Source organism: Micromonospora sp. C41, assembly GCF_018070485.1.
In the GTDB taxonomy this organism is placed as follows: Bacteria; Actinomycetota; Actinomycetes; order Mycobacteriales; family Micromonosporaceae; genus Micromonospora; species Micromonospora chalcea.
The window spans coordinates 73,946-92,204 of the sequence record NZ_JAGPXP010000021.1 but is presented as its reverse complement, the minus strand read 5'-3'; the positions used below and the strand labels follow the sequence as shown (position 1 = coordinate 92,204).

Below are 18,259 nucleotides of genomic sequence, written 5' to 3'. Positions count from 1 at the left end.
GCCGTCCGGCGGCGGTTCGCGCCGGACGAGGGCGGCGGTCGGTGGCGCTCGTCACTGCGGGCCGACGGGCAACGACTCCAGCTCGAACCGCGCCAGTATTTCGGGCAGGAGTTGCTGCAACGCCGCGACCGTGCCGGAACGGTCCCCGCCCGCGTCGTGCATGAGCACGATCGCCCCCGGTCCCATCTGTGTGCGGATTCTCGACTCGATGGTGAGCGCGCCCGGCGCCCTCCAGTCCGACGGGTCCACGCTCCAGTGCAGCGGGGTGAGGCCCAGGTCGGCGCAGGCCGAGATCACCGGGCGCGTCCAGGCCCCGCCCGGCTGGCGGTAGTACGCGATCCGCGCCCCCGGCGCGGCGGCCAGGATCGCGTCGTTCGTGCGCAGGATGTCGGCCCGGATCGTCGCCGGGGACCGCTTGCCCAGGTCGACGTCGTGCTCCCAGGAGTGGTTGCACAGGGTGTGCCCCTCGGCGACTATCGACCGGATCAGATCCGGATGGGCCTCGGCGTTCTCGCCGACGACGCAGAACGTCGCCTTCACGCCGTACTGGGCCAGCAGCGCGAGCACCTGCGGGGTCCAGCGCGGATCGGGGCCGTCGTCGAAGGTCAGCGCGACCCGGGACGAGCCGGTGACGACCAGGCTGCCGTACGGGCCGTCGCCGCCCGGTTCGACCGGGGCGGCGTCCGGCGCGGCGTCGGGGCTCGGCCCGGCGGTGGCCCGGCCGCCGGGGAAGTCCGTGCTGGGCGGCTGGTCGGCGTAGCGCGGTCCGTTGAGCGCGGTGGTGGCGCCGGCGTTCGACGGCGGGTGTTCCGGGACCAGGCTGCGGCCCAGCGCGAACGCCGAGCCGAGCAGGCCCGCGAGCACCACGGTCACGAGCCCGGTGGCGCGCAGCGTCGGGCCCCGCATCAGCGGCACCGGCCGTTCGTCGCCCCCGTGTTCACCGCACGCACCGCCGCCCCCTTTGCCCGGTAAATCCGGCAGTCAGGATATGTCTGACTGATCGGGCAAAAAGGGCGTTCTGCGGAAATGCCCCCTACCGGAGTGGGGCGTGGGCGGTCAGACCGGCAGCGGCGCGGGCTCCGACTCCGGCAGCGAACGCGACGGCGGGACGACGAACTTGTAGCCCACCTGGCGGACCGTGCCGATCATCGACTCGTACTCCGAGCCGAGCTTGGCGCGCAGGCGCCGCACGTGCACGTCGACCGTGCGGGTGCCGCCGAAGTAGTCGTAACCCCAGACCTCCCGCAGCAGCTGGTCCCGGGTGAACACCCGCCCCGGGTGCTGGGCCAGGAACTTCAACAGCTCGAACTCCTTGTACGTGAGGTCGAGCGGGCGGCCCTTCAGCTTGGCGGCGTAGGTGTCCGGGTCGATGTTCAGCTCACCGGCCCGGATCGAGCCGCCGGCGCCGGCGGTCGCGTTGCTCAGCCGGCCGACGGCGAGCCGCAGCCGGGCCTCCACCTCGGCCGGCCCGGCGCCGGCCAGGATCACGTCGTCGACACCCCAGTCCGCGTTGAGCGCGATCAGGCCCGCTTCGGTGACCACCGCGACGAGCGGTACGCCGAGCCCGGTGGCGTGCAGCATCCGGCACGTGGCGCGCGCCTCGCTCAGTTCGGAGCGGGCGTCCACCAGGACGGCGTCCGGCGTGGGGCCGGAGACCAGCGTGCGGACGTCGCGGGGTGCGGTGCGGACCGAGTGCGGCAGCAGGTCGAGTGCCGGCAACACCGCCGACGGCTCACCGGCCCGTGCGGTCACGAGCAGCAGGAGCTCCACGATCACCTCCGTCCCGGCGGCCCTTCGGCCGCGCGCGACCAGCGACACGCCCGGGTGAGGGCGGCGCTGTGAACTTGCGTGGGTCCCGGCGTCGCTGACGGGCGGGTAACGGCCTGAGCGTAACCGATGGACCCGCCGTCACCTCCGGGGTGCTTTCCCGTTTGCCCCTTCTGCCCTTGATCGCGGTGCAGGTTTTAACGTCACCGAAACCGGGACCTCCGCCGAGCCGCCCGGGTCTGGCACGATCGGGGCGTGTTTCCCTCCACCTCGCGCGACACCGGTCGTGAACCGTGGGCCGACGACCCGTCCGCCGGGCCCTCCGGCCCCGCCCGTGGCTACCCGCCCGCCCCGCGTACCGGCCCCGCCGACGAGGAGGGCGACCGGCCGGAGCGGAAGGGACCGCGTCGGCTACGGAAGGGCGGACCCGGCCGGCGGGCCGACGACGAGTCCGACGAGGCGCCCGAGGAGGAGATGCCACCGGTCCCGGTCCGCCGGCCGCTGGCGCTCACCGTCGCCGGCTTCGCCGCGCTGCTCGGCGTCGGCCTGGTGCTCGGCGCGCAGACCTCCGGCCCCGGGCACCGGCTGCCGTTCGCGGCCATCATCTTCGGCGTCCAGATGCTCTTCGTGCTCGCCTGGACGATGGCCATGCGACCGCCCGCCCTGCTGGTCGTCGCCCTGGTCAGCGCCGGCACGGCCGTGATCGCCGACGTCGCGGCGGTCCAGTCGGACATCGCCGGCCTGGCCCCGCTCGGCTACGCCGCGGCCGCCGGGCTGCTGCTCGCCGTGCTGGGGCAGCTCGTCCGGCGGGTGGACCGGGTCCGGGTGACCGACTCGCTCGGCGGCACCCTGCTCATCGTGGTGGGCGTGGTCGCCTTCGGCACGCTCGTCGTGCTCAGCCGGATTCCCAAGGGCACCCAGGCGATCACGGTCTGCCTCACCGCCGCGGGGGTGGCGTTGCTGGTGGCGCGGCTCACCGACGCGGTGGCGCCGTGGCCGCGGCTCGCCCCGCAGGTGCCGCGCGGCGCGGCCGGCGTGGTCGCGGGCGCGATGCTCGGCACCCTCACCAGCGCCCTGCTCGGCAGCTACCTGGTCGGTTTCACCCCGACCAGCGCCGCCCTGGTCGGCGTGGTCAGCGCCGCCACCGCCGTCCTGGCCGACCTCGCCGTGGGGTACGCCGAGGCGGGCCGCCTGATGGCCGGTGAACCGCCGACGATGTGGGTGGCCCGGCACATGCAGGGGCCGCTGGGCGGATTCGCGCTGGCCGCGCCGGCCGCGTACGCGATGTGCGTGCTGTTCCTCTGACGCGGTTGGGGAAGATTCGCCTCGGGTAAGTACGGTTGCGCCGCGAGACGCGGTGACGGCGGCGAGGACGGGAGGCGGCGTGGCAGAGGCGTATCCGGCGGAGGGCCGACCGCGGCGACGCGGCCGGAAGGTGCTGATCGGCTTCGTCGTCCTGCTGCTGGTGCTGGTCGGGCTGCTCGTCGTCGCCGACCGGGTCGCCGCCGGGGTCGCCGAGCGGGCGATCGCCGACCAGGTGCGGCAGGAGATCGCCAAGCAGGACGCGCAGTCCGCCGCGCCGCAGGTCGAGGTGGGTGGCTTCCCGTTCCTCACCCAGGTGCTCGACGGCCGGTACGAGCGCATCTCGATCCAGCTCACCGACGTGCGGGGCGCCGTCCAGGGCGACGCGGTCGAGGTGCCGAAGCTGGACGTGGACGCGCGCAACGTGACCGCGTCGCTGGACACGCTGCGCTCCGGCCGGGGCGACGTGGTGGCCGAGAGCGTGGACGGGCGGGGCACCGTCACCTACGAGAGCCTGGCCAAGCTGCTGGACCGCCCCGGGCTGACGCTCGGCGAGCGCAACGGCAAGCTCGCCGTCACCGCCCCGGTCGACATCCTCGGCGTCAAGCTCACCGTCAACGGCACCGCCGACGTCACGGTGGCCGGTGGCAAGGTGGCGCTGCGCTTCAACGACCTCACCGCCGACGGCCTGCCGAACGTGCCGCTGGCCCGGGCCGCGCTCACCCGGTACGCGCAGGGCATCTCGATCGACGTGCCGCTGCCGGAGCTGCCGTTCCAGCTCAACCTGCGCAAGGTGGAGCCGAAGCCGGAGGGCCTGGTGGTCACGGCGGACGCGGCGAACGTGCCCATCAACTCCGCCGGCTGAAAGCCGTACACGGCCGGTCCGGGGAGCGGGCCGGCCGTCCCGGATGCTGGTCGGCCTGGTGGCAGCTGTGGCATGGGCTGGTAATCTCCCTGCCCATGGGGACCCACCTCACCAAACGGCGCGCGGTCGACCTGTGCCGCGTGGCCACCTGCCTGTGTCGCCCCGTCATCTGACGGCGGGGCTGTCTCCGGCCGCCTGAACGGCGGCCACCCAGGGTCCACGAACCTTTCCCGGTTCCCCTCAACGCCCGGCAGCGGCGCCGTCGCACGTACCCGTGATCCGTTCCTAGCTCTGGGTCCCGCGCGTGGTGCGACAACAATCGACATCGATCTCCGCGCGCAGGCTCACCAACCATCCTCACCAGGGAGTGATCTGATGAGTCGCGACACCGCACTCGTTTCGGCCGAGTGGGCCGAGAAGAACCTCGGCGCCCCGGGCGTCGTCTTCGTCGAGGTCGACGAGGACACCTCGGCCTACGACACCGGGCACATCGCCGGCGCCGTCAAGCTCGACTGGCGTACCGACCTGCAGGACCAGGTCCGCCGGGACTTCGTCAACAAGAGCCAGTTCGAGGCGCTGCTGTCGGACCGGGGCATCGCCAACGACGACACCGTGATCCTGTACGGCGGCAACAACAACTGGTTCGCCGCGTACGCGTACTGGTACTTCAAGCTCTACGGCCACGGCGACGTCAAGCTGCTCGACGGCGGCCGCAAGAAGTGGGAGCTGGACGCCCGTCCGCTCGTCACCGACGTGGTGGAGCGGCCGAAGACGCAGTACGTCGCGCAGGAGCCGGACACCTCGATCCGCGCGTTCCGCGACGAGGTGGTAGCCGCGATCGGCACCAAGAACCTGGTCGACGTGCGCAGCCCCGACGAGTTCGCCGGCCGCCTGCTCGCCCCCGCCCACCTGCCGCAGGAGCAGGCGCAGCGGGCCGGCCACATCCCGACCGCGATCAGCGTGCCGTGGTCCAAGGCGGCGAACGAGGACGGCACGTTCAAGTCCGACGACGAGCTGCGCAAGATCTACGCCGACGCCGGGCTGGACGACAGCAAGGAGACGATCGCGTACTGCCGGATCGGCGAGCGCTCCTCGCACAGCTGGTTCGTGCTCCAGGAGCTGCTCGGGCACCGCAACGTGAAGAACTACGACGGTTCCTGGACCGAGTACGGCTCGCTCGTCGGCGTGCCGGTGGCGCTCGGTGACGAGCCGGGGGAGGCCTGATGACCGCCACCTCCGCCACCTCCGCCACCTCCGCCGCCTCGACGGCTGCCGCCGGCTGCGCCGCGCCGGACCAGGCCGCCCCCCTCCCGGCCAGCCTGGACCTGGAGAAGGAAACCGTCATCACCGGCCGTGTGCTGTCCGAGTCCGGCGAGGTCGTGCCGGGCGCGTACGTGCGGCTGCTCGACTCCACCGGTGAGTTCACCGCCGAGGTGGTGACGTCGCCGGCCGGGCAGTTCCGGTTCTTCGCCGCGCCGGGCTCGTGGACGCTGCGGGCGCTGTCCCGCCAGGGCAACGGCGACACCGCCGTCGCCGCGGCTCGCGGGATCAACGAGGTGACCGTCTCGGTCGCCGCCTGACCCACGCTCTGATCGTGGCCCGCCACCCCAGCCGGGTGGCGGGCCACGAGCCGTTCCGGTGACTGTGCGGCTTGCCCGTGGCTGGCAGGCTGGACGGCGGCGCGCCCCGGACGCGCCGGAGGGGGATCAGGTGCCCGACGACGCCGCCGCCCACGCAGTTCGCTATCTGATCGACTTCATCGACGGCAACCGGGGTGAGGAGATCGCCCGCGAACTCCAGCGCACCGCCGGGTCCGGCCGCGCGCGCCCGTTCGACGTCTCGGTCGCCAGCCTCGACACGGACCTGTCGTTCCTCACGAAGCGGGCCACGCTCGTCACCGGCAAGCTGGTCCTCTCCCAGCCCGGCGGCAAGCACTGCTACCTGGCCAACCGGGAGACCTGCAAGTGGTGCGGCAAGGACCCGGAGCACTGCGACCCGCGCTGCCGGTACGAGGACATCCGAATCGACCAGCTCTACGCCGAATGCGACGACCTGGACCGCCTCGGCGCGTACCTGCGGGACTGCGCGCCGCTGCTGGAGCTGGGGCAGCTCGTCTACTTCCCGCAGACCTTCCGCCGCACCCACCTGGAGTCGCGCGCGCCGGACTCCCAGTCGACCTCCTCGCCGTTCGACACGATGGGCCGGATCGAGCTGGGCGACAACCCGGACCGCACACTCGACCTGATCGTCAAGGGGCACCGGGTCGTCGACGTGCCGAGCGGGGATCCGGTGAAGGCGCGGCTGGTGACCCCACTGCTCCAGCTCGACCTGCCGATGCTGGAGGGCACCTCGCTGCGGGACTACTGCGCCATCCTGACCCAGGAGAGCGACGCGCTCGCCGCGACCCAGGCGTACCTGCGCGGTCGGATGCTGGACGTCGACACGGATCCGGACAAGGCGCTGGTGCAGCTCGCGAAGCTCGACGCGGAGATCCAGGAGGGGGTGCGGGCGGCTCGCTCCGAGGTCGCCCGGGTGGCCCGGCGCTCGGCGGTGCAGGCCGCGGGCGCCGCGGTGGCGACCGTCGCCGCGACGCTGGTGGCGGTCGAGGGCACCCACCTGGCGCCGGTGCTCGGCATGCTGGGCGCGGGCGGGTTCTTCTCCGCGGTGCTCGCCGCCGACCAGTACGCCGACCGTCGCGGCGAGCTGCGGCAGCGCCCCTTCTACCTGCTGTGGCTGCTGTCCCGCCGGTCCGTCCCGGCCTGACCGGGCGTGCCGAGGCGCGGCCGGGTGCCTCGCCGGCACGTGACACCATGGCCGGGTGACTGCCGTCGAGACGGGCTACGCCCCGCCCAACCCTGGAGATCAGCCGGGTGCCGGCCGGCGTCGGCTGCGCTGGCTGACGGCCGCCACTGTGGCGTGGGCCGTGCTGCTGGCCGGGCTGACCTGGTGGTCGGTGCGGACCGACCCGCCGACGGTCAAGGAGCAGCGCTCACTGGACCAGGCCGGTCCGGTGGTGGACCGGGCGATCGGCGAGCTGACCGGCGCGGTCGGCGCCGACGGCGTACCCGCGCTCGTACCGGACCGCCTGGAACGCGGTTGCCGGATCACGCCGATGGACTCCGGCGCGTCGCTCGAGCGCGGCGTCGAGGTGGCGATCGGCGGCGACGACGTACGCGAAGTGCTGCGACGCGTGGCCGACCGGCTGCCGCAGGCGTGGCGGGCGGGCGTGTCGACGTTCGACGGCGAGCCGCTGCTGCGCGCCGACGCGGGCGACTTCGTCGCGGTCGAGGGCCGGGCCGACGGCCCGGGCCGGATCCTTCTGACCGCCGCGACCGGCTGCCGGCCGCTGGGTTCCGGCTACCGCGCGCCGACCGCCGACGCCGCTGCCGAAGCCGCCGCGCTGGCGTCGGCGCTGGGCCGGTGGGGCGGCGCGACCGGCGCGGTCCAGGTCCTGACCGCGCCCTGCCCCGGTGGGGGCGCGGCCCGCACCGCCCGGGGTGAGGCCGCCGCGCCGGCGGATCAGCCGCTCGCCGCCGCGTTCGGCGGTGGCGTCGCGCCGGTGGTGGACTCCGCCGACCGGTACGCGCGCCCCGGCGAGCCGGCCGTGCTGGCCGAGCGGGCCGACGAGCGGGTGCGCGTGGCGGTGACCACGCCCTGCCCGGCCTGACTCACCGGCCGGGCAGCCCGAGCGGCGGCGGTGCCGGTTCCTCGTGCGGTTCCCGGCTGCGGCCCAGCGCGTCCACCCGGCCCCAGCGGCCCGGGATGTCGAGCAGTTCCACCCGGCCCATCCCCGGCGGTACGGCCGGGTCGATGATCAGGTGCTCGCCCTGCGGCTCCAGTCCCAGGATCACCCGTAGCAGCAGCAGAGGCGTACCGGCGGACCACGCCTGCGGGCTGCACGCGGTGGGGTACTCCACCGGGTAGTCGGTGAGGCCACGTTCGTAGCCGGCGAACACCTCGGGCAGCCGCCCGTCGAAGAAGTGCGACGCGCTGAGCAGCGCGTCGCAGATCCGGCCGGCCTCCTGCCGGAAGCCGTACCGCCACAGACCCCAGGCGATGATCGAGTTGTCGAACGGCCACACCGTGCCGACGTGGTATCCGACCGGGTTGTACCGGCCCTGGTCGTCGGCGAGCGTGCGTACCCCCCAGCCGGAGAACAGGCGCGGGCCGAGCAGATGGGCGGCGACCGCGGGGGCCCGGGACTCGTCCACGATGCCGCTCCACAGCAGGTGGCCGATGTTCGAGGAGAGCGCGTCCACCTGCCGCCCGCGCGGATCGAGCGCCAGCGCGTAGTACTCCCGGTCGGCGATCCAGAAGTCGCGGTTGAACCGTTCCTTCAGCGCCGCCGCCTCCTGCTCCAGCCGGTCCGCGTACGCCGGGTCCTGCCAGTAGGTGCGGGCCAGGCGGGCGCCGCGCATCTTCGCGTCGTACGCGTACCCCTGCAGCTCGCAGGTGGCCCGGGGGAACTCCGGCATCCGCCCGTCGGCGTAGGAGATGGCTTCCGGTGAGTCCTTCCAGCACTGGTTCGGCAGCCCCGTCTCCGGGTTGCGGGACATGTACCAGACGTAGCCGGTGCCGAGCAGGTCCCCGTACGTGTCGAGCCAGGTCAGCGCCGCCCGGGTCTCGTACTCCAGCTTGCGTACCAGATCGGCGTCCCCGGTCCACCGCTCGTACTCGTCGAGCAGGATCACGAACAGCGCCGTCGTGTCGGCCGCGCCGTAGTACGGCGAGTGCGGCTGTTCCTCGAATCCGGCGCTCTCGCCGTAGCGCAGCTCGTGCAGGATCTTGCCCGGCTCCTCGTCGCGGAAGTCGTCGACCCGGCTGCCCTGAAGACCGGCCAGCATGATGATCGTCGGTTTGACCAGGTCGGGGAGGAACGGCAGCACCTGGAGCGAGGTGAAGATGCTGTCGCGGCCGAACAGCGTCATGAACCAGGGCAGGCCGGCCGCGAGCAGCCGGACGCCGAGCGTGATCGACTCGTACCGGAGCGCGGCCAGGTCGTTGAGGCTGCGCCGGTACGCGCTGGCCAGCGGCTCGCAGTCGCAGCCGAGCTTCGGCGCACGGCTGATCAGGGCGCTCTGCTCGGCCTCGATCTCGGCCGCCGTGCGCTGGCCGCCCAGCGGCAGGATGGCCCGGATGTCCTCACCACGCGCGCCGTAGATGATGGTGCTGACGTGCAGCCGGGTGGTCCACTCGCCGTGCGGGCTGATCCGGACCCGGAAGGTCATCCCGTCCGCGTCGACCTCGACCGGCGCGCTGCTGGTCACCAGCGTCTCGCGGCGGAACGCCTCCCGGCGGTAGGTGAGCCGCAGGCCGTTCGGTTCCACCGTCGGCGTGGTGAGTCCCTTCTTGTCGCGCCGGTTCTTGATCTCCAGAAGGTCGGCGAAGTCGGAGCCGATGTCCAGCCGGAGGTGGAACTCCTGTTCCTGCTCGGAGTGGTTGAGCACGGTCAGTTCCTCGTCGAGGCTGCCGCCGATGGCGCGGCTGCGGATCACCGAGACGTTGGCGTCCAGGTAGTGCGTCGGCTCGCCGGGGACCAGGAAGAACCGCGTCTTGTACGACAGCGAGTCGTCGATCGAGAGCGCGTGCAGACGTTGCCCGTCGATGGTGAGGAACCAGGTGGACAGGAACCGGGTGTCGAAGGAGAACAGCCCGGTGGGGAAGTCGTACGACGGTTCGATGTTGCCGCGATCGTCGCTGACCAGGAACGTGTTGCCGTCGAGGATGCTGACCCGGTCCTTCACACCAGCCGCCGGACGTGCTCGCGGGCGGCGTCCCGGGGGTCCCGCACGTCGGGCCGTTGCGGCAGGAATCGGCGGAACGCCAGGAACAGCACGACGTGGCCGCTGAACGTGGCCTCGTTGCGCAGCACCGCCGCCATGCCGGCCGCCCGCCCGGTGACGAGCTTCTCGAACAGCTCGGTGGACAGCGTCAGCACGCCGTCCGCCGGCCGTAGCTCCTCCCGGCTCACCTGTGCCGTGCCGGGGGCCAGCGTCACGTACCAGTGCTCGGTGCGGTTGCCGTCGGCCAGGTCGATCTGGAGTGTCCCGCCGATCGGGCTGTTCAGAACGGCTGCGGCACGCGCCGGCAGCGACGCGAAGAACTCCTGGATGGCCTGACTCACATTCGCATGGTAGGCAGCATCCGGACATGCCGGGTCAGGATCGGCGCACTGGGCAGAATGGACAACCCGGGCCGGTTGTCAGTAGACCAGCGCCTGTGCGCCCTCGGTCATCGCTTCCTCGACGAACACGGCGGCGCCCGCGATGCGTACGCCGGGGATGACGTCGCCGGTGCCGATGTCCCGCCGGGCCGCGCACTGGGTGCAGGCGGTCACCCGGCCGGTGGCCAGGACGACGTGCAGCAGCTCGCCCAGTGGCGCGGAATGCGGCAGCTCGAACGACTCGGCCCGGCCGGGGAGCGCGAACCAGGTCGATTCGCCGGTGAGCCAGAGCGAGACGTCCACCCCGGCCGCGGCGGCGGTGGCGGCGACTGTGAACGCCTGGGCGCAGCGTTCCGGGGAGTCCGCGCCGGCGGTGGCCTTGACGACGAGAGAGCGCGCCATGCCACCCAGCATAGGATGGTCCGGATGGTTACCGAGATCGGGTTCGTCAGCCTGCTGGTCGCCGGCCTGGGCGCGCTCGCCGGTGGCCTGGCCTATCTCGCGGTCCGCATAGCTAGAGGTAAGTGGTGAATCTGTGAGTGAGAATCCGCTTCAGCCGCCGTGGTTGAACGCGCCGCCGGTCGAGGAGTACCCGTACGAGGAGAGCCACGACCTGCGCGTCGGCCCGAAGCTGCACCCGAGCCTGGACGGCCTGCTGCCGTACATCGGGGTGTGGCGCGGCCGGGGCCGGGGTGGGTTCCCGACGATCGAGGACTTCGACTACGCGCAGGAGATCCGGATCAGCCACGACGGCCGGCCGTTCCTGTTCTACGAGTCGCGGGCCTGGATCCTGGACGAGCAGAGCCGTCCGGTCCGGCCGGCCGGCCGCGAGGTGGGCTGGTGGCGTCCGGTGCTCGACGGTGAGCGGGTCACCGACGAGCTGGAGGCGTTGATGACCACGCCGACCGGCGTGATGGAGCTGCACATCGGCAAGCGCAAGGGCACCCAGATCGAGTTCGCCACCGACGCGGTCGTGCGTACCGCGACGGCGAAGGAGGTCACCGCCGGCGCCCGGCTGTTCGGCATCGTCGAGGGCGCTCTGCTGTACGCGCAGGAGATGGCCGCCGTGGGTCAGCCCTTGAGCCCGCACCTCTCCGCCCGCCTCACCCGGGTGGCCGGCTGACCCGTCCCGCTTCCCCGGTTGATCATGAAGTTGACGGGGTCGGCTGCCCGATTTGTCACCGCCAACTTCATGATCAACGGGGGGAGGGCCGGGGGAAGTTCAGGAGGGCCTGGATGCGGGGGGTCAGGGGGGAACTCGGGCGGGGGGTTCCGTTCAGGGTCGTGACCTCCGTGGGGCCGCGTAGTGAGCTGGTCAGCCAGATCGCCTCGGCGGCGTGCAGGTCGGGCACTGTGGGCAGGTGCTCGGCCGGGGTCAGGCCCAGCTCTCCGGCACGGCTCACCAGGTGGTGTGCGGTCACGCCGGGCAGGATTCCGGTCTGCGTCGCCGGCACCGTGCAGAGCGTCCCGCCACGCAGCCACACCACGTTCGCGGTGGGTCCCTCCAGCACGTAGCCGTCGGTCGAGACCCAGAGCACGTCGTCCACGCCCGTCCGCTGCGCCCAGCGCCGGGCGGCGGTGCTGAGCGCGTACGAGGTGGACTTCACGCCGTTCGGCAGCCACCCCAGCTCGGGGCGGGACCGGGCGGCCACCCCGAGCGGCAGCGTGGCCACCGTCACCCCGGTACGCCGAGCCAGCCGGGCGGCGGCGGGCACCTCGCCCAGCGTGGCGTACACCGTGGCCCGCCGGCCGCCCTCCGGCCCCCGGGTGCAGACCAGCCGCAACGCGCCCTCGGTCTCCGGCGGCCAGCCGGCGCGGACCGCGTCCAGCAGCTCGACAAGCGCGTCGTCCGGGGGCAGCGGCAGGTCGATCGCCGCCGCGCCCGCGCGCAGCCGGGCCAGGTGCGGCTCCAGCAGCCAGGGAAGCCCGTCGCGCAGGTGCAGCGTCTCGAACAGGCCGTCGCCGTGCAGCACACCCCGGTCGTCGCCGCGCAGCACCGGCTCACCGGCCGGTACGAGCCCCCGGCCGAGCACCGCCACCCGCGTCGCCTCCACGGGCGCAGCGTAGTGGCGTACCCCGGCGGCGGACGGACCGGCGCGGCGGCCGAACTATGATCGAAGGGTGTCCGAATCCTCCCTCGCGGAAATGCTCCGCGCGCGCGGGCTGCGGCTGACGGCGCAGCGGCAGCTGGTGCTCCAGGCCGTCCTCGACCTCGGGCACGCCACCCCGGAGCAGGTACACACGGCGGTCCGCGAGGTGGCGGCCGGCGTCAACATCACCACCATCTACCGCACCCTGGAACTGCTGGAGCGGCTCGGTCTGGTCACGCACACGCACCTCTCGCACGGCGCGCCCACCTACCACGCGGCCGGCGAGCACCAGCACGTGCACCTGGTGTGCCGGGAGTGCGGGGCGATCGACGAGATCTCACCCGAGATGCTCCGCCCGCTCGCCGACCAGCTGGCCGACCAGCGCGGATTCCAGGTCGACATCGGGCACGTCGCGCTCTTCGGGGTCTGCGGCCGCTGCACACTGAACGGGGAACACGCATGATCGACATCGCCGGAGCGGTGACCACCGACAGCATCGACGACCAGACCCGGGACCAGCCCGAGCCGGCCCACCGGGCGGCCGGTGTCGCGCCGGTGGCCGCGCACTACGGCGACCCGATGCGTGAGCAGCGGCTCCTGGCCACCGGCGTGGGCCTGGTCGACCGCTCGCACCGGGGCGTGGTCGCGGTGCCCGGCGAGGAACGGATCAGCTGGCTGCACACGCTCACCAGCCAGCACCTGGCCGCGCTGGCCCCCTGGCAGGGCACCGAACTGCTGGTGCTCTCCCCGCACGGGCACGTCGAGCAGCACGCGATGGTCGCCGACGACGGCGAGACCACCTGGCTGGACACCGAGCCGGGCATGACCGGCGGCCTGCTGTCGTACCTGGAGAAGATGCGGTTCTTCAGCAAGGTCGACCCGCGCGACGCCACCGCCGAGTTCGCGCTGCTGTCGCTGGTCGGGCCGGAGGCGCCCGGCGCGCTCGACACGCTCGGCGTGACCGGGCTGGCGGCTCCCGACGTAGCGGCGGTGCCGGGTCCGAAGTTCCGTTCCGGCGAGCTGCCCGCGCGGCCCTCCGTGGTGTACGACGTCAAGCCGCTGCCGGTCGGCGGCTGGGCCCGCCGGGTGGCGCTCGGCGTCGACCTGCTGGTGCCCCGCGCCGCCATGGACGGGGTGGTCGCCGAACTGCGCGGCGCCGGGGTGCCGGTCGCCGGGCTGTGGGCGTACGAGGCGGTCCGGGTCGCCGCCAAGCAGGTACGGGCCGGGGTGGACACCGACCACCGGACGATCCCGGCCGAGGTGGACCTGATCGCCCCGGCCGTGCACCTGGACAAGGGTTGCTACCGGGGCCAGGAGACGGTGGCCCGGGTGCACAACCTGGGCAAGCCGCCCCGCCGCTTGGTCCTGCTGCATCTGGACGGCGTGGCGAGCGACCAGCCGCCGGTGGCCGGTACGCCGGTGACGCTCGACGGCCGGACGGTCGGCTTCGTGGGCACCGCCGTGCAGCACTTCGAGCTGGGTCAGGTGGCGCTCGCCGTGCTGAAGCGCAACACGCCCGACGACGCCCGCCTGCTCGTGGGCGAGAGCGCCGCCGCCATCGACGTGTAAGGAAGGGCCCCCTATTAACGCCTCCGGTAGAGGAAGGGTCCCTTCTTAACGGCGCCCGCACCGGAAATCCTCCGGTCGACCCGGCGTCGGGCACCGGTCTAGGATCCGGGGCATGACGACAGGGACGTTGATCACGGTTGCCCCCACCGGCGCGGAGTCGGCGAAGGCTGAGGTGCCGGCGCTGCCGGTGACGCTCGACGAGCTGCTGCTGACCGCCAAGGAGTGCGAGGCGCTCGGCGCCGCCGTGATCCACGTCCACATCCGCGACGACGAGGCGCGGCCCACGCTCGACCAGGGGCGGCTGCGCGACACCGTGGCGGCGCTGCGGGAGAGCACCGACCTGATCGTGCAGCTCTCCTCCGGGGGTGCGGTGACCGACCCGGAGTCCGCCCGGCTGGCGGTGCTCGACGCCGCGCCGGACATGGCCTCCTGCACCATGGGCACCGTCAACTTCGGCGACGACGTGTTCCTCAACCGGTGGGAGTTCATCGTCGACCTGCACACCCGGATGCAGGAACGCGGCGTCGTCCCCGAGTACGAGATCTTCGACCTGGGCCACCTCACCGCCCTGCAGCGGCTGCTCGGCAAGTACGGCCTGCCGCACGGCGGGCACGTGCACGTCGACTTCGTGATGGGGGTGCCGGGTGGCATGCCGGGCACCACGGCGACCCTGGTGGCGGCCCAGCAGATGCTGCGTGACCTGCCCGAGGGCACCACGTTCGCGGCCACCGGCATCGGGCGCAGCACCATCCCGGTGATGCTGGCGTCGCTGTCGACCGGCGGTCACCTGCGGGTCGGCATGGAGGACACGGTCACGTACGCCAAGGGGCGCCCGGTGGAGTCCAACATGCAGCTCGTCGCGCGGGCGGTCGGCTTCGCCCAGCTCGCCCAGCGGCCTCCGCTGACCACCGCCGAGGCCCGTACGCTGCTCGGTCTTCCGGCCACCGGCCGGTAAGCGGCGTACCGGCCGCCGGCCCTGTACGGCCCCGGGCGACGCCGCAGGTCACCCCGCCGTCGGCCGGGCCCGCCCCATCGGTACGGTCCATTACGTGGGAAAGACGTACGAGGGCGGCGCGCCGCTCGCCGAGGTGGTCCGGTCCGGTTTCGTGGAGGGCTTCCACCGGGGTTCCGTGGTGGTGCTCGACGCCGCCGGAGCGCCTGTCGCCGGGGCCGGAGACGTGACCTCGCCGATCTTCCCCCGCTCGTCCAACAAGCCGATGCAGGCGATCGGGATGCTGCGGGCCGGGCTGCCGCTCACCGACCCGGCCGACCTGGCGCTCGTCTCGGCCAGCCACGCCGGTGAGGAGTTCCACATCGAGCGGGTCACCGCGTTGCTGCGCGGCGGCGGCCTCACCGGGGACGCGCTGCACTGCCCGCCGGACCTGCCGGTCGGCGAAGCCGCCCGGGAGGCGGTGCTGCGGGCCGGCGGCGGTCCCGCCCGGGTGCTGATGAACTGCTCCGGCAAGCACGCCGGCATGCTGCGCACCTGCCTGGCCGCCGGCTGGCCGCTGGACGGCTACTGGCGGCCCGAGCACCCGCTCCAGCAGCGCCTGACCGCCACGATCGAGGAGTTCACCGGGGAGCGGGCGGCGGCGGTCGGGGTGGACGGCTGCGGCGCGCCGGTGCTCGCCGTCTCGCTGACCGGGCTGGCGCGGGCGTTCCTGCGGCTGGTCGAGGCCGAGCCGGGCACCGTCGAGCGGACGGTGGCGGACGCGATGCGCACGTACCCGGAGCTGGTCGGCGGTACCCAGGCCGAGGACACGCGGCTGATGCGCGGCGTACCCGGTCTGCTCGCCAAGATCGGCGCGGAGGGTGTGATCGCGGCGGCGGTCCCGGGGGTCGGCGCGGTCGCGCTGAAGATCGACGACGGCGCGGCCAGGGCCCGCACACCCGTCCTGGTGTCGGCCCTGGCGCGCCTGGACGTGCGCGCCCCCATCCTCACCGAGTACGCCGAACCACCCCTGCTCGGCGGCGGCCTCCCGGTAGGAGCCATCCGCCCCACCTGGTAACCCTTCCCCGCCCTCTACCCCCGGCGATCTTGCACTTACTGCCCCGGCGAAATGCGCATTCCAGGCGTGCCGAGGGCTGCAAGTGCAAGATCAACGCGGCGAGGGGAGAGAAGTGGGGCGGTCAGGAGGGGAGGAACGGCAGGAGGGCGGTGTTGGTTTCGGTGGGGCGCTCCAGGGGGAGCAGGTGGGCCGCGTCGGGGACGTCCGGCATGCGTATGCCCCGGGGGGCCTCGTCGGCGATGCGGTCGGCCAGGCGGCGGATGTCGGCCAGGTCGTCGGCGCCCGTGCCGACCAGCACCGGTACGCGCAGCTCGCCCAGCCGGTCGATCGCCGGCGGGTCCAGCTCGTCGACGTCGACCGCGCTCAGCGCCTGCTCGGCGGCGAGCGCCCGGCGGTCCATCTCCTCGGCGAACCGGATCAGCTCCGGGTCGACGTCCTCCGGGCGGCGGGTCGGGCCGACCACCCAGAACCGCACCTCCCCGGCGGCGGTGGCGGCGAAGTCCTCCGGGTCCACGTCGCCGACCAGTTCCTCCCAGAGCTGCTCGGTCTCCTCGGACCACTCGTTGCCGGAGACGGGCGCGCCGAAGAGCGCCAGCGCCGAGACCCGCTGCGGGTGGGCGAGCGCGGTGTCCACCGCGACCCGGCCGCCGAACGAGCAGCCGACGAGCGCGGCCTGCTCGATGCCCAGCGCGTCGAGCAGCCCGATCACGTCGTCGTGGTGGGCGAACGGCGCGGGCGGCAATTCCGACTCGCCGTAGCCGCGCAGGTCCAGCGCGATCACCCGATGCCGCTGGGCGAGTGCCGGGATCTGCCCGCGCCACATCCGCCGGTCGGCGATGCCGGCGTGCAGCAGCACCACGGCGGTGCCGGTGCCGCTCTCGTCGTACGCGAGCTGGGCACCGTTGATATCGATCTTGGTCACGGGGGAGAACCGTACGGAACGGACATGGGCTCCGCAACCCGCCATCGGTGACCCTGCTAACTCTGGCTAGCGTTTTGCTTGCAGCAGTTAGCGGACCGAGCTAGCGTTGAGTCATGGCCACCAGCAAGGACCTTCCCAATGTCGGCGGGTTCATTCGCGACCTGCGGCGCAACGCGAAGATCTCACTGCGCCAGCTCGCCGAGCAGGCGGGTGTCAGCAATCCCTACCTGAGCCAGATCGAGCGAGGGCTGCGCAAGCCGAGCGCCGAGGTGCTCCAGCAGCTCGCGAGCGCGCTGCGCGTCTCCACCCCGGCGATGTACCTGCGGGCCGGGCTGCTGGACGACAAGGAGGGGCAGGGCGTGCTCGCGGCGATCGCCGTCGACCCCGAGCTGACCATGGCCCAGAAGCAGTCGCTCACCCAGATCTACGAGACGTTCCGGCGCGAGAACGCCCGCCTGGCCGAGGCGACCGAGGCCGCCGGGGCGGCGGAGACGGCCGAGAAGGCCGCCGCGACCGAGCCGGCCACCGCGCCGGAGGCCCCGGCGACAGTGGCGGCGGCCGCTACCGGTCCGGTCACGCCGGAGGGCACGCCGACCGAGGCGGTCCTCGAATCGGTAGCCGTCACCGAAGCGGGTGCCGCGCCCGCCCCGACCACCGCGCCCGCCCCGACCACCGCCGCCCCTGAGCAAGCGGCCGCCCGCCGGGCGGCCCGGAAGGCCGCCGGTGCGGCCGAAGAGGAGCAGTCATGACCACCCAGCCGAAGACCAACCGCATCCCCGCACCCCTCTACGCCGCCGCCGGCGCCGGTGAGCTGGCCCTGGAGCAGCTGCGCAAGCTGCCCACCGTGGTCAGCGGCCTCGGCACCCGGGTCGTGACCGACCTCGGCGGCAAGGCCGTCGTCACCGGTTTCGAGCTGCGCCAGAAGGCCACCGAGACGCTGAAGACCGCCAACCAGACCGCGACCGGGTTGCGCGAGCGCGCCGTCGCCACCGACCTCGACCAGCTCCGCGAGGCCGCCAACCTGGAGAAGCTGCGCGAGGCGGCGAACCTGGAGAAGCTGCGCGAGGCGGCGAACCTGGAGAAGCTCCGCGAGGCCGCCACCCGCAACGCCGCTGTCGTGGTGGCCGGCGCGCACGCCGCGCAGGAGCGCGCGCTGGCCGCGTACGCCGAACTGGTCGCCCGTGGTGAGCGTGTCGTCGGCGCCGGCGTGCTGGAGGCCGCCGACACGGTGAACGCCGACATCCAGGCCACCGAGGCCACCGGCACCGACGTGGCCCCGAAGGCCGAGGTCACCCCGAAGGCCGCGGTCGCGACGAAGGCCGAGATGGCCGCGAAGCCGGACACCGCCGCCGCGACGACCGATGTGCCCAGCCCGGCCGAGGTGGCCGAGGCGGTGGCCGCCAAGCCGGCCGCGGTGAAGCGCACCCGCGCCACCAAGGCGACCGCCACCAAGGCCGTCGCCAAGACGACCGCCACCAAGGCCACCAAGCCGGCCACCCCGTCGGCGAAGCTCCCGAAGGCCACGAAGCGGACCCGCCCGGCCGCCGAGTGACCTGATGCTCCACCGGACCC

22 protein-coding genes are annotated in these 18,259 nt (G+C 73.2%); 15 read left to right on the top strand and 7 right to left on the bottom strand.

From position 1 onward, the window contains the following. Positions 1–51 precede the first annotated feature (51 nt). A complete protein-coding gene (locus KBX43_RS21880) occupies positions 52–906 on the bottom strand; it encodes a polysaccharide deacetylase family protein (RefSeq protein ID WP_043330897.1) in 855 nt (284 codons plus the stop codon). 150 nt (positions 907–1,056) lie between these two features. Then, on the bottom strand, positions 1,057–1,776 hold the full coding sequence (locus tag KBX43_RS21875; protein WP_176722767.1) for a response regulator transcription factor: 720 nt from the start codon (positions 1,774–1,776) through the stop codon (positions 1,057–1,059). A 246-nt stretch (positions 1,777–2,022) separates the two neighbouring features. Here KBX43_RS21875 and KBX43_RS21870 point away from each other — a divergent pair, with 246 nt between their 5' ends. From KBX43_RS21870 to KBX43_RS21845, 7 genes are all read left to right on the top strand, one after another. Next, positions 2,023–3,072 carry a hypothetical protein gene (locus KBX43_RS21870; protein WP_064446713.1) on the top strand — a complete coding sequence of 350 codons (1,050 nt, stop codon included), beginning with the start codon at positions 2,023–2,025 and terminating at the stop codon, positions 3,070–3,072. Positions 3,073–3,151: 79 nt separating this feature from the next. After that, a complete protein-coding gene (locus KBX43_RS21865; protein WP_030504460.1) occupies positions 3,152–3,934 on the top strand; it encodes a DUF2993 domain-containing protein in 783 nt (260 codons plus the stop codon). A 95-nt stretch (positions 3,935–4,029) separates the two neighbouring features. Then, positions 4,030–4,107, top strand: coding sequence for an Ms5788A family Cys-rich leader peptide (locus tag KBX43_RS32250; RefSeq protein WP_310503780.1), 78 nt, complete (start codon positions 4,030–4,032; stop codon positions 4,105–4,107). A gap of 202 nt (positions 4,108–4,309) precedes the next feature. Further along, a complete protein-coding gene (locus KBX43_RS21860; protein ID WP_030504459.1) occupies positions 4,310–5,158 on the top strand; it encodes a sulfurtransferase in 849 nt (282 codons plus the stop codon). Then, positions 5,158–5,514, top strand: a complete 357-nt coding sequence (locus tag KBX43_RS21855; protein ID WP_210886896.1) for a DUF1416 domain-containing protein — start codon at positions 5,158–5,160, stop codon at positions 5,512–5,514. Before KBX43_RS21860 ends, KBX43_RS21855 begins: the two co-directional genes overlap by 1 nt. A gap of 130 nt (positions 5,515–5,644) precedes the next feature. Continuing rightward, complete coding sequence (locus KBX43_RS21850; protein WP_113973526.1) at positions 5,645–6,697, top strand: hypothetical protein; 1,053 nt, start codon at positions 5,645–5,647, stop codon at positions 6,695–6,697. Between the two features lie 55 nt (positions 6,698–6,752). Then, positions 6,753–7,601: a hypothetical protein gene (locus tag KBX43_RS21845; protein ID WP_140946206.1), complete on the top strand. Its 849-nt coding sequence runs from the start codon at positions 6,753–6,755 to the stop codon at positions 7,599–7,601. Between the two features lies 1 nt (position 7,602). Here the strand turns inward: KBX43_RS21845 and KBX43_RS21840 are convergent, their stop codons facing one another. The 3 genes from KBX43_RS21840 to KBX43_RS21830 all read right to left on the bottom strand — a co-directional run bounded on the left by KBX43_RS21840 (position 7,603) and on the right by KBX43_RS21830 (position 10,511). After that, entirely contained in the window at positions 7,603–9,678 is a 2,076-nt protein-coding gene (locus KBX43_RS21840) for a glycogen debranching N-terminal domain-containing protein (RefSeq protein WP_043328017.1), read from the bottom strand. Further along, positions 9,675–10,058, bottom strand: a complete 384-nt coding sequence (locus tag KBX43_RS21835) for an SCP2 sterol-binding domain-containing protein (protein WP_043328019.1) — start codon at positions 10,056–10,058, stop codon at positions 9,675–9,677. Before KBX43_RS21835 ends, KBX43_RS21840 begins: the two co-directional genes overlap by 4 nt. A gap of 78 nt (positions 10,059–10,136) precedes the next feature. Further along, complete coding sequence (locus tag KBX43_RS21830; RefSeq protein WP_043328020.1) at positions 10,137–10,511, bottom strand: DsrE family protein; 375 nt, start codon at positions 10,509–10,511, stop codon at positions 10,137–10,139. Between the two features lie 12 nt (positions 10,512–10,523). On the opposite strand from KBX43_RS21830, the gene mtfM reads away from it, so the two are divergent. Together mtfM and KBX43_RS21825 are read left to right on the top strand one after the other, a co-directional pair. Further along, positions 10,524–10,628 (top strand): small membrane protein MtfM, encoded by a 105-nt coding sequence (gene mtfM / locus KBX43_RS31945; protein WP_043330899.1) that lies wholly within the window; start codon positions 10,524–10,526, stop codon positions 10,626–10,628. A 4-nt stretch (positions 10,629–10,632) separates the two neighbouring features. Further along, entirely contained in the window at positions 10,633–11,220 is a 588-nt protein-coding gene (locus tag KBX43_RS21825) for an FABP family protein (protein WP_030504451.1), read from the top strand. A gap of 73 nt (positions 11,221–11,293) precedes the next feature. On the opposite strand, the gene KBX43_RS21820 is transcribed toward KBX43_RS21825, so the two are convergent. After that, positions 11,294–12,151: an aminotransferase class IV gene (locus tag KBX43_RS21820; RefSeq protein WP_210886892.1), complete on the bottom strand. Its 858-nt coding sequence runs from the start codon at positions 12,149–12,151 to the stop codon at positions 11,294–11,296. A gap of 91 nt (positions 12,152–12,242) precedes the next feature. On the opposite strand from KBX43_RS21820, the gene KBX43_RS21815 reads away from it, so the two are divergent. From KBX43_RS21815 to KBX43_RS21800, 4 genes are all read left to right on the top strand, one after another. Continuing rightward, the gene (locus KBX43_RS21815) at positions 12,243–12,650 is read left to right on the top strand and encodes a Fur family transcriptional regulator (RefSeq protein ID WP_082930986.1); all 408 of its coding nucleotides are present in this window, start codon (positions 12,243–12,245) and stop codon (positions 12,648–12,650) included. Beyond that, positions 12,647–13,756 (top strand): folate-binding protein YgfZ, encoded by a 1,110-nt coding sequence (locus KBX43_RS21810; RefSeq protein WP_187694629.1) that lies wholly within the window; start codon positions 12,647–12,649, stop codon positions 13,754–13,756. The genes KBX43_RS21815 and KBX43_RS21810 overlap by 4 nt, the downstream gene beginning before the upstream one ends. A gap of 112 nt (positions 13,757–13,868) precedes the next feature. Then, positions 13,869–14,711 carry a 3-keto-5-aminohexanoate cleavage protein gene (locus KBX43_RS21805; protein ID WP_210886889.1) on the top strand — a complete coding sequence of 281 codons (843 nt, stop codon included), beginning with the start codon at positions 13,869–13,871 and terminating at the stop codon, positions 14,709–14,711. Between the two features lie 94 nt (positions 14,712–14,805). Beyond that, positions 14,806–15,765, top strand: a complete 960-nt coding sequence (locus KBX43_RS21800) for an asparaginase (RefSeq protein WP_307851566.1) — start codon at positions 14,806–14,808, stop codon at positions 15,763–15,765. Between the two features lie 121 nt (positions 15,766–15,886). Here KBX43_RS21800 and KBX43_RS21795 read toward each other — a convergent pair whose 3' ends face one another. Continuing rightward, positions 15,887–16,687, bottom strand: coding sequence for an alpha/beta hydrolase (locus tag KBX43_RS21795; protein ID WP_307851565.1), 801 nt, complete (start codon positions 16,685–16,687; stop codon positions 15,887–15,889). Positions 16,688–16,800: 113 nt separating this feature from the next. On the opposite strand from KBX43_RS21795, the gene KBX43_RS21790 reads away from it, so the two are divergent. Both KBX43_RS21790 and KBX43_RS21785 read left to right on the top strand, forming a co-directional pair. Continuing rightward, a complete protein-coding gene (locus KBX43_RS21790; RefSeq protein ID WP_210870712.1) occupies positions 16,801–17,436 on the top strand; it encodes a helix-turn-helix domain-containing protein in 636 nt (211 codons plus the stop codon). Then, complete coding sequence (locus tag KBX43_RS21785) at positions 17,433–18,239, top strand: hypothetical protein (protein WP_210870716.1); 807 nt, start codon at positions 17,433–17,435, stop codon at positions 18,237–18,239. Before KBX43_RS21790 ends, KBX43_RS21785 begins: the two co-directional genes overlap by 4 nt. Positions 18,240–18,259: the final 20 nt, after the last annotated feature.

Coding starts and splice junctions, on each gene's coding strand:
- KBX43_RS21880 (WP_043330897.1), bottom strand. CDS start 906: ATGCGGGGCCCGACGCTGCGCGCCACCGGGCTCGTGACCGTGGTGCTC.
- KBX43_RS32250 (WP_310503780.1), top strand. CDS start 4,030: ATGGGGACCCACCTCACCAAACGGCGCGCGGTCGACCTGTGCCGCGTG.
- KBX43_RS21860 (WP_030504459.1), top strand. CDS start 4,310: ATGAGTCGCGACACCGCACTCGTTTCGGCCGAGTGGGCCGAGAAGAAC.
- KBX43_RS21855 (WP_210886896.1), top strand. CDS start 5,158: ATGACCGCCACCTCCGCCACCTCCGCCACCTCCGCCGCCTCGACGGCT.
- KBX43_RS21830 (WP_043328020.1), bottom strand. CDS start 10,511: ATGCTGGGTGGCATGGCGCGCTCTCTCGTCGTCAAGGCCACCGCCGGC.
- mtfM (WP_043330899.1), top strand. CDS start 10,524: ATGGTTACCGAGATCGGGTTCGTCAGCCTGCTGGTCGCCGGCCTGGGC.
- KBX43_RS21815 (WP_082930986.1), top strand. CDS start 12,243: ATGCTCCGCGCGCGCGGGCTGCGGCTGACGGCGCAGCGGCAGCTGGTG.
- KBX43_RS21810 (WP_187694629.1), top strand. CDS start 12,647: ATGATCGACATCGCCGGAGCGGTGACCACCGACAGCATCGACGACCAG.
- KBX43_RS21805 (WP_210886889.1), top strand. CDS start 13,869: ATGACGACAGGGACGTTGATCACGGTTGCCCCCACCGGCGCGGAGTCG.
- KBX43_RS21790 (WP_210870712.1), top strand. CDS start 16,801: ATGGCCACCAGCAAGGACCTTCCCAATGTCGGCGGGTTCATTCGCGAC.
- KBX43_RS21785 (WP_210870716.1), top strand. CDS start 17,433: ATGACCACCCAGCCGAAGACCAACCGCATCCCCGCACCCCTCTACGCC.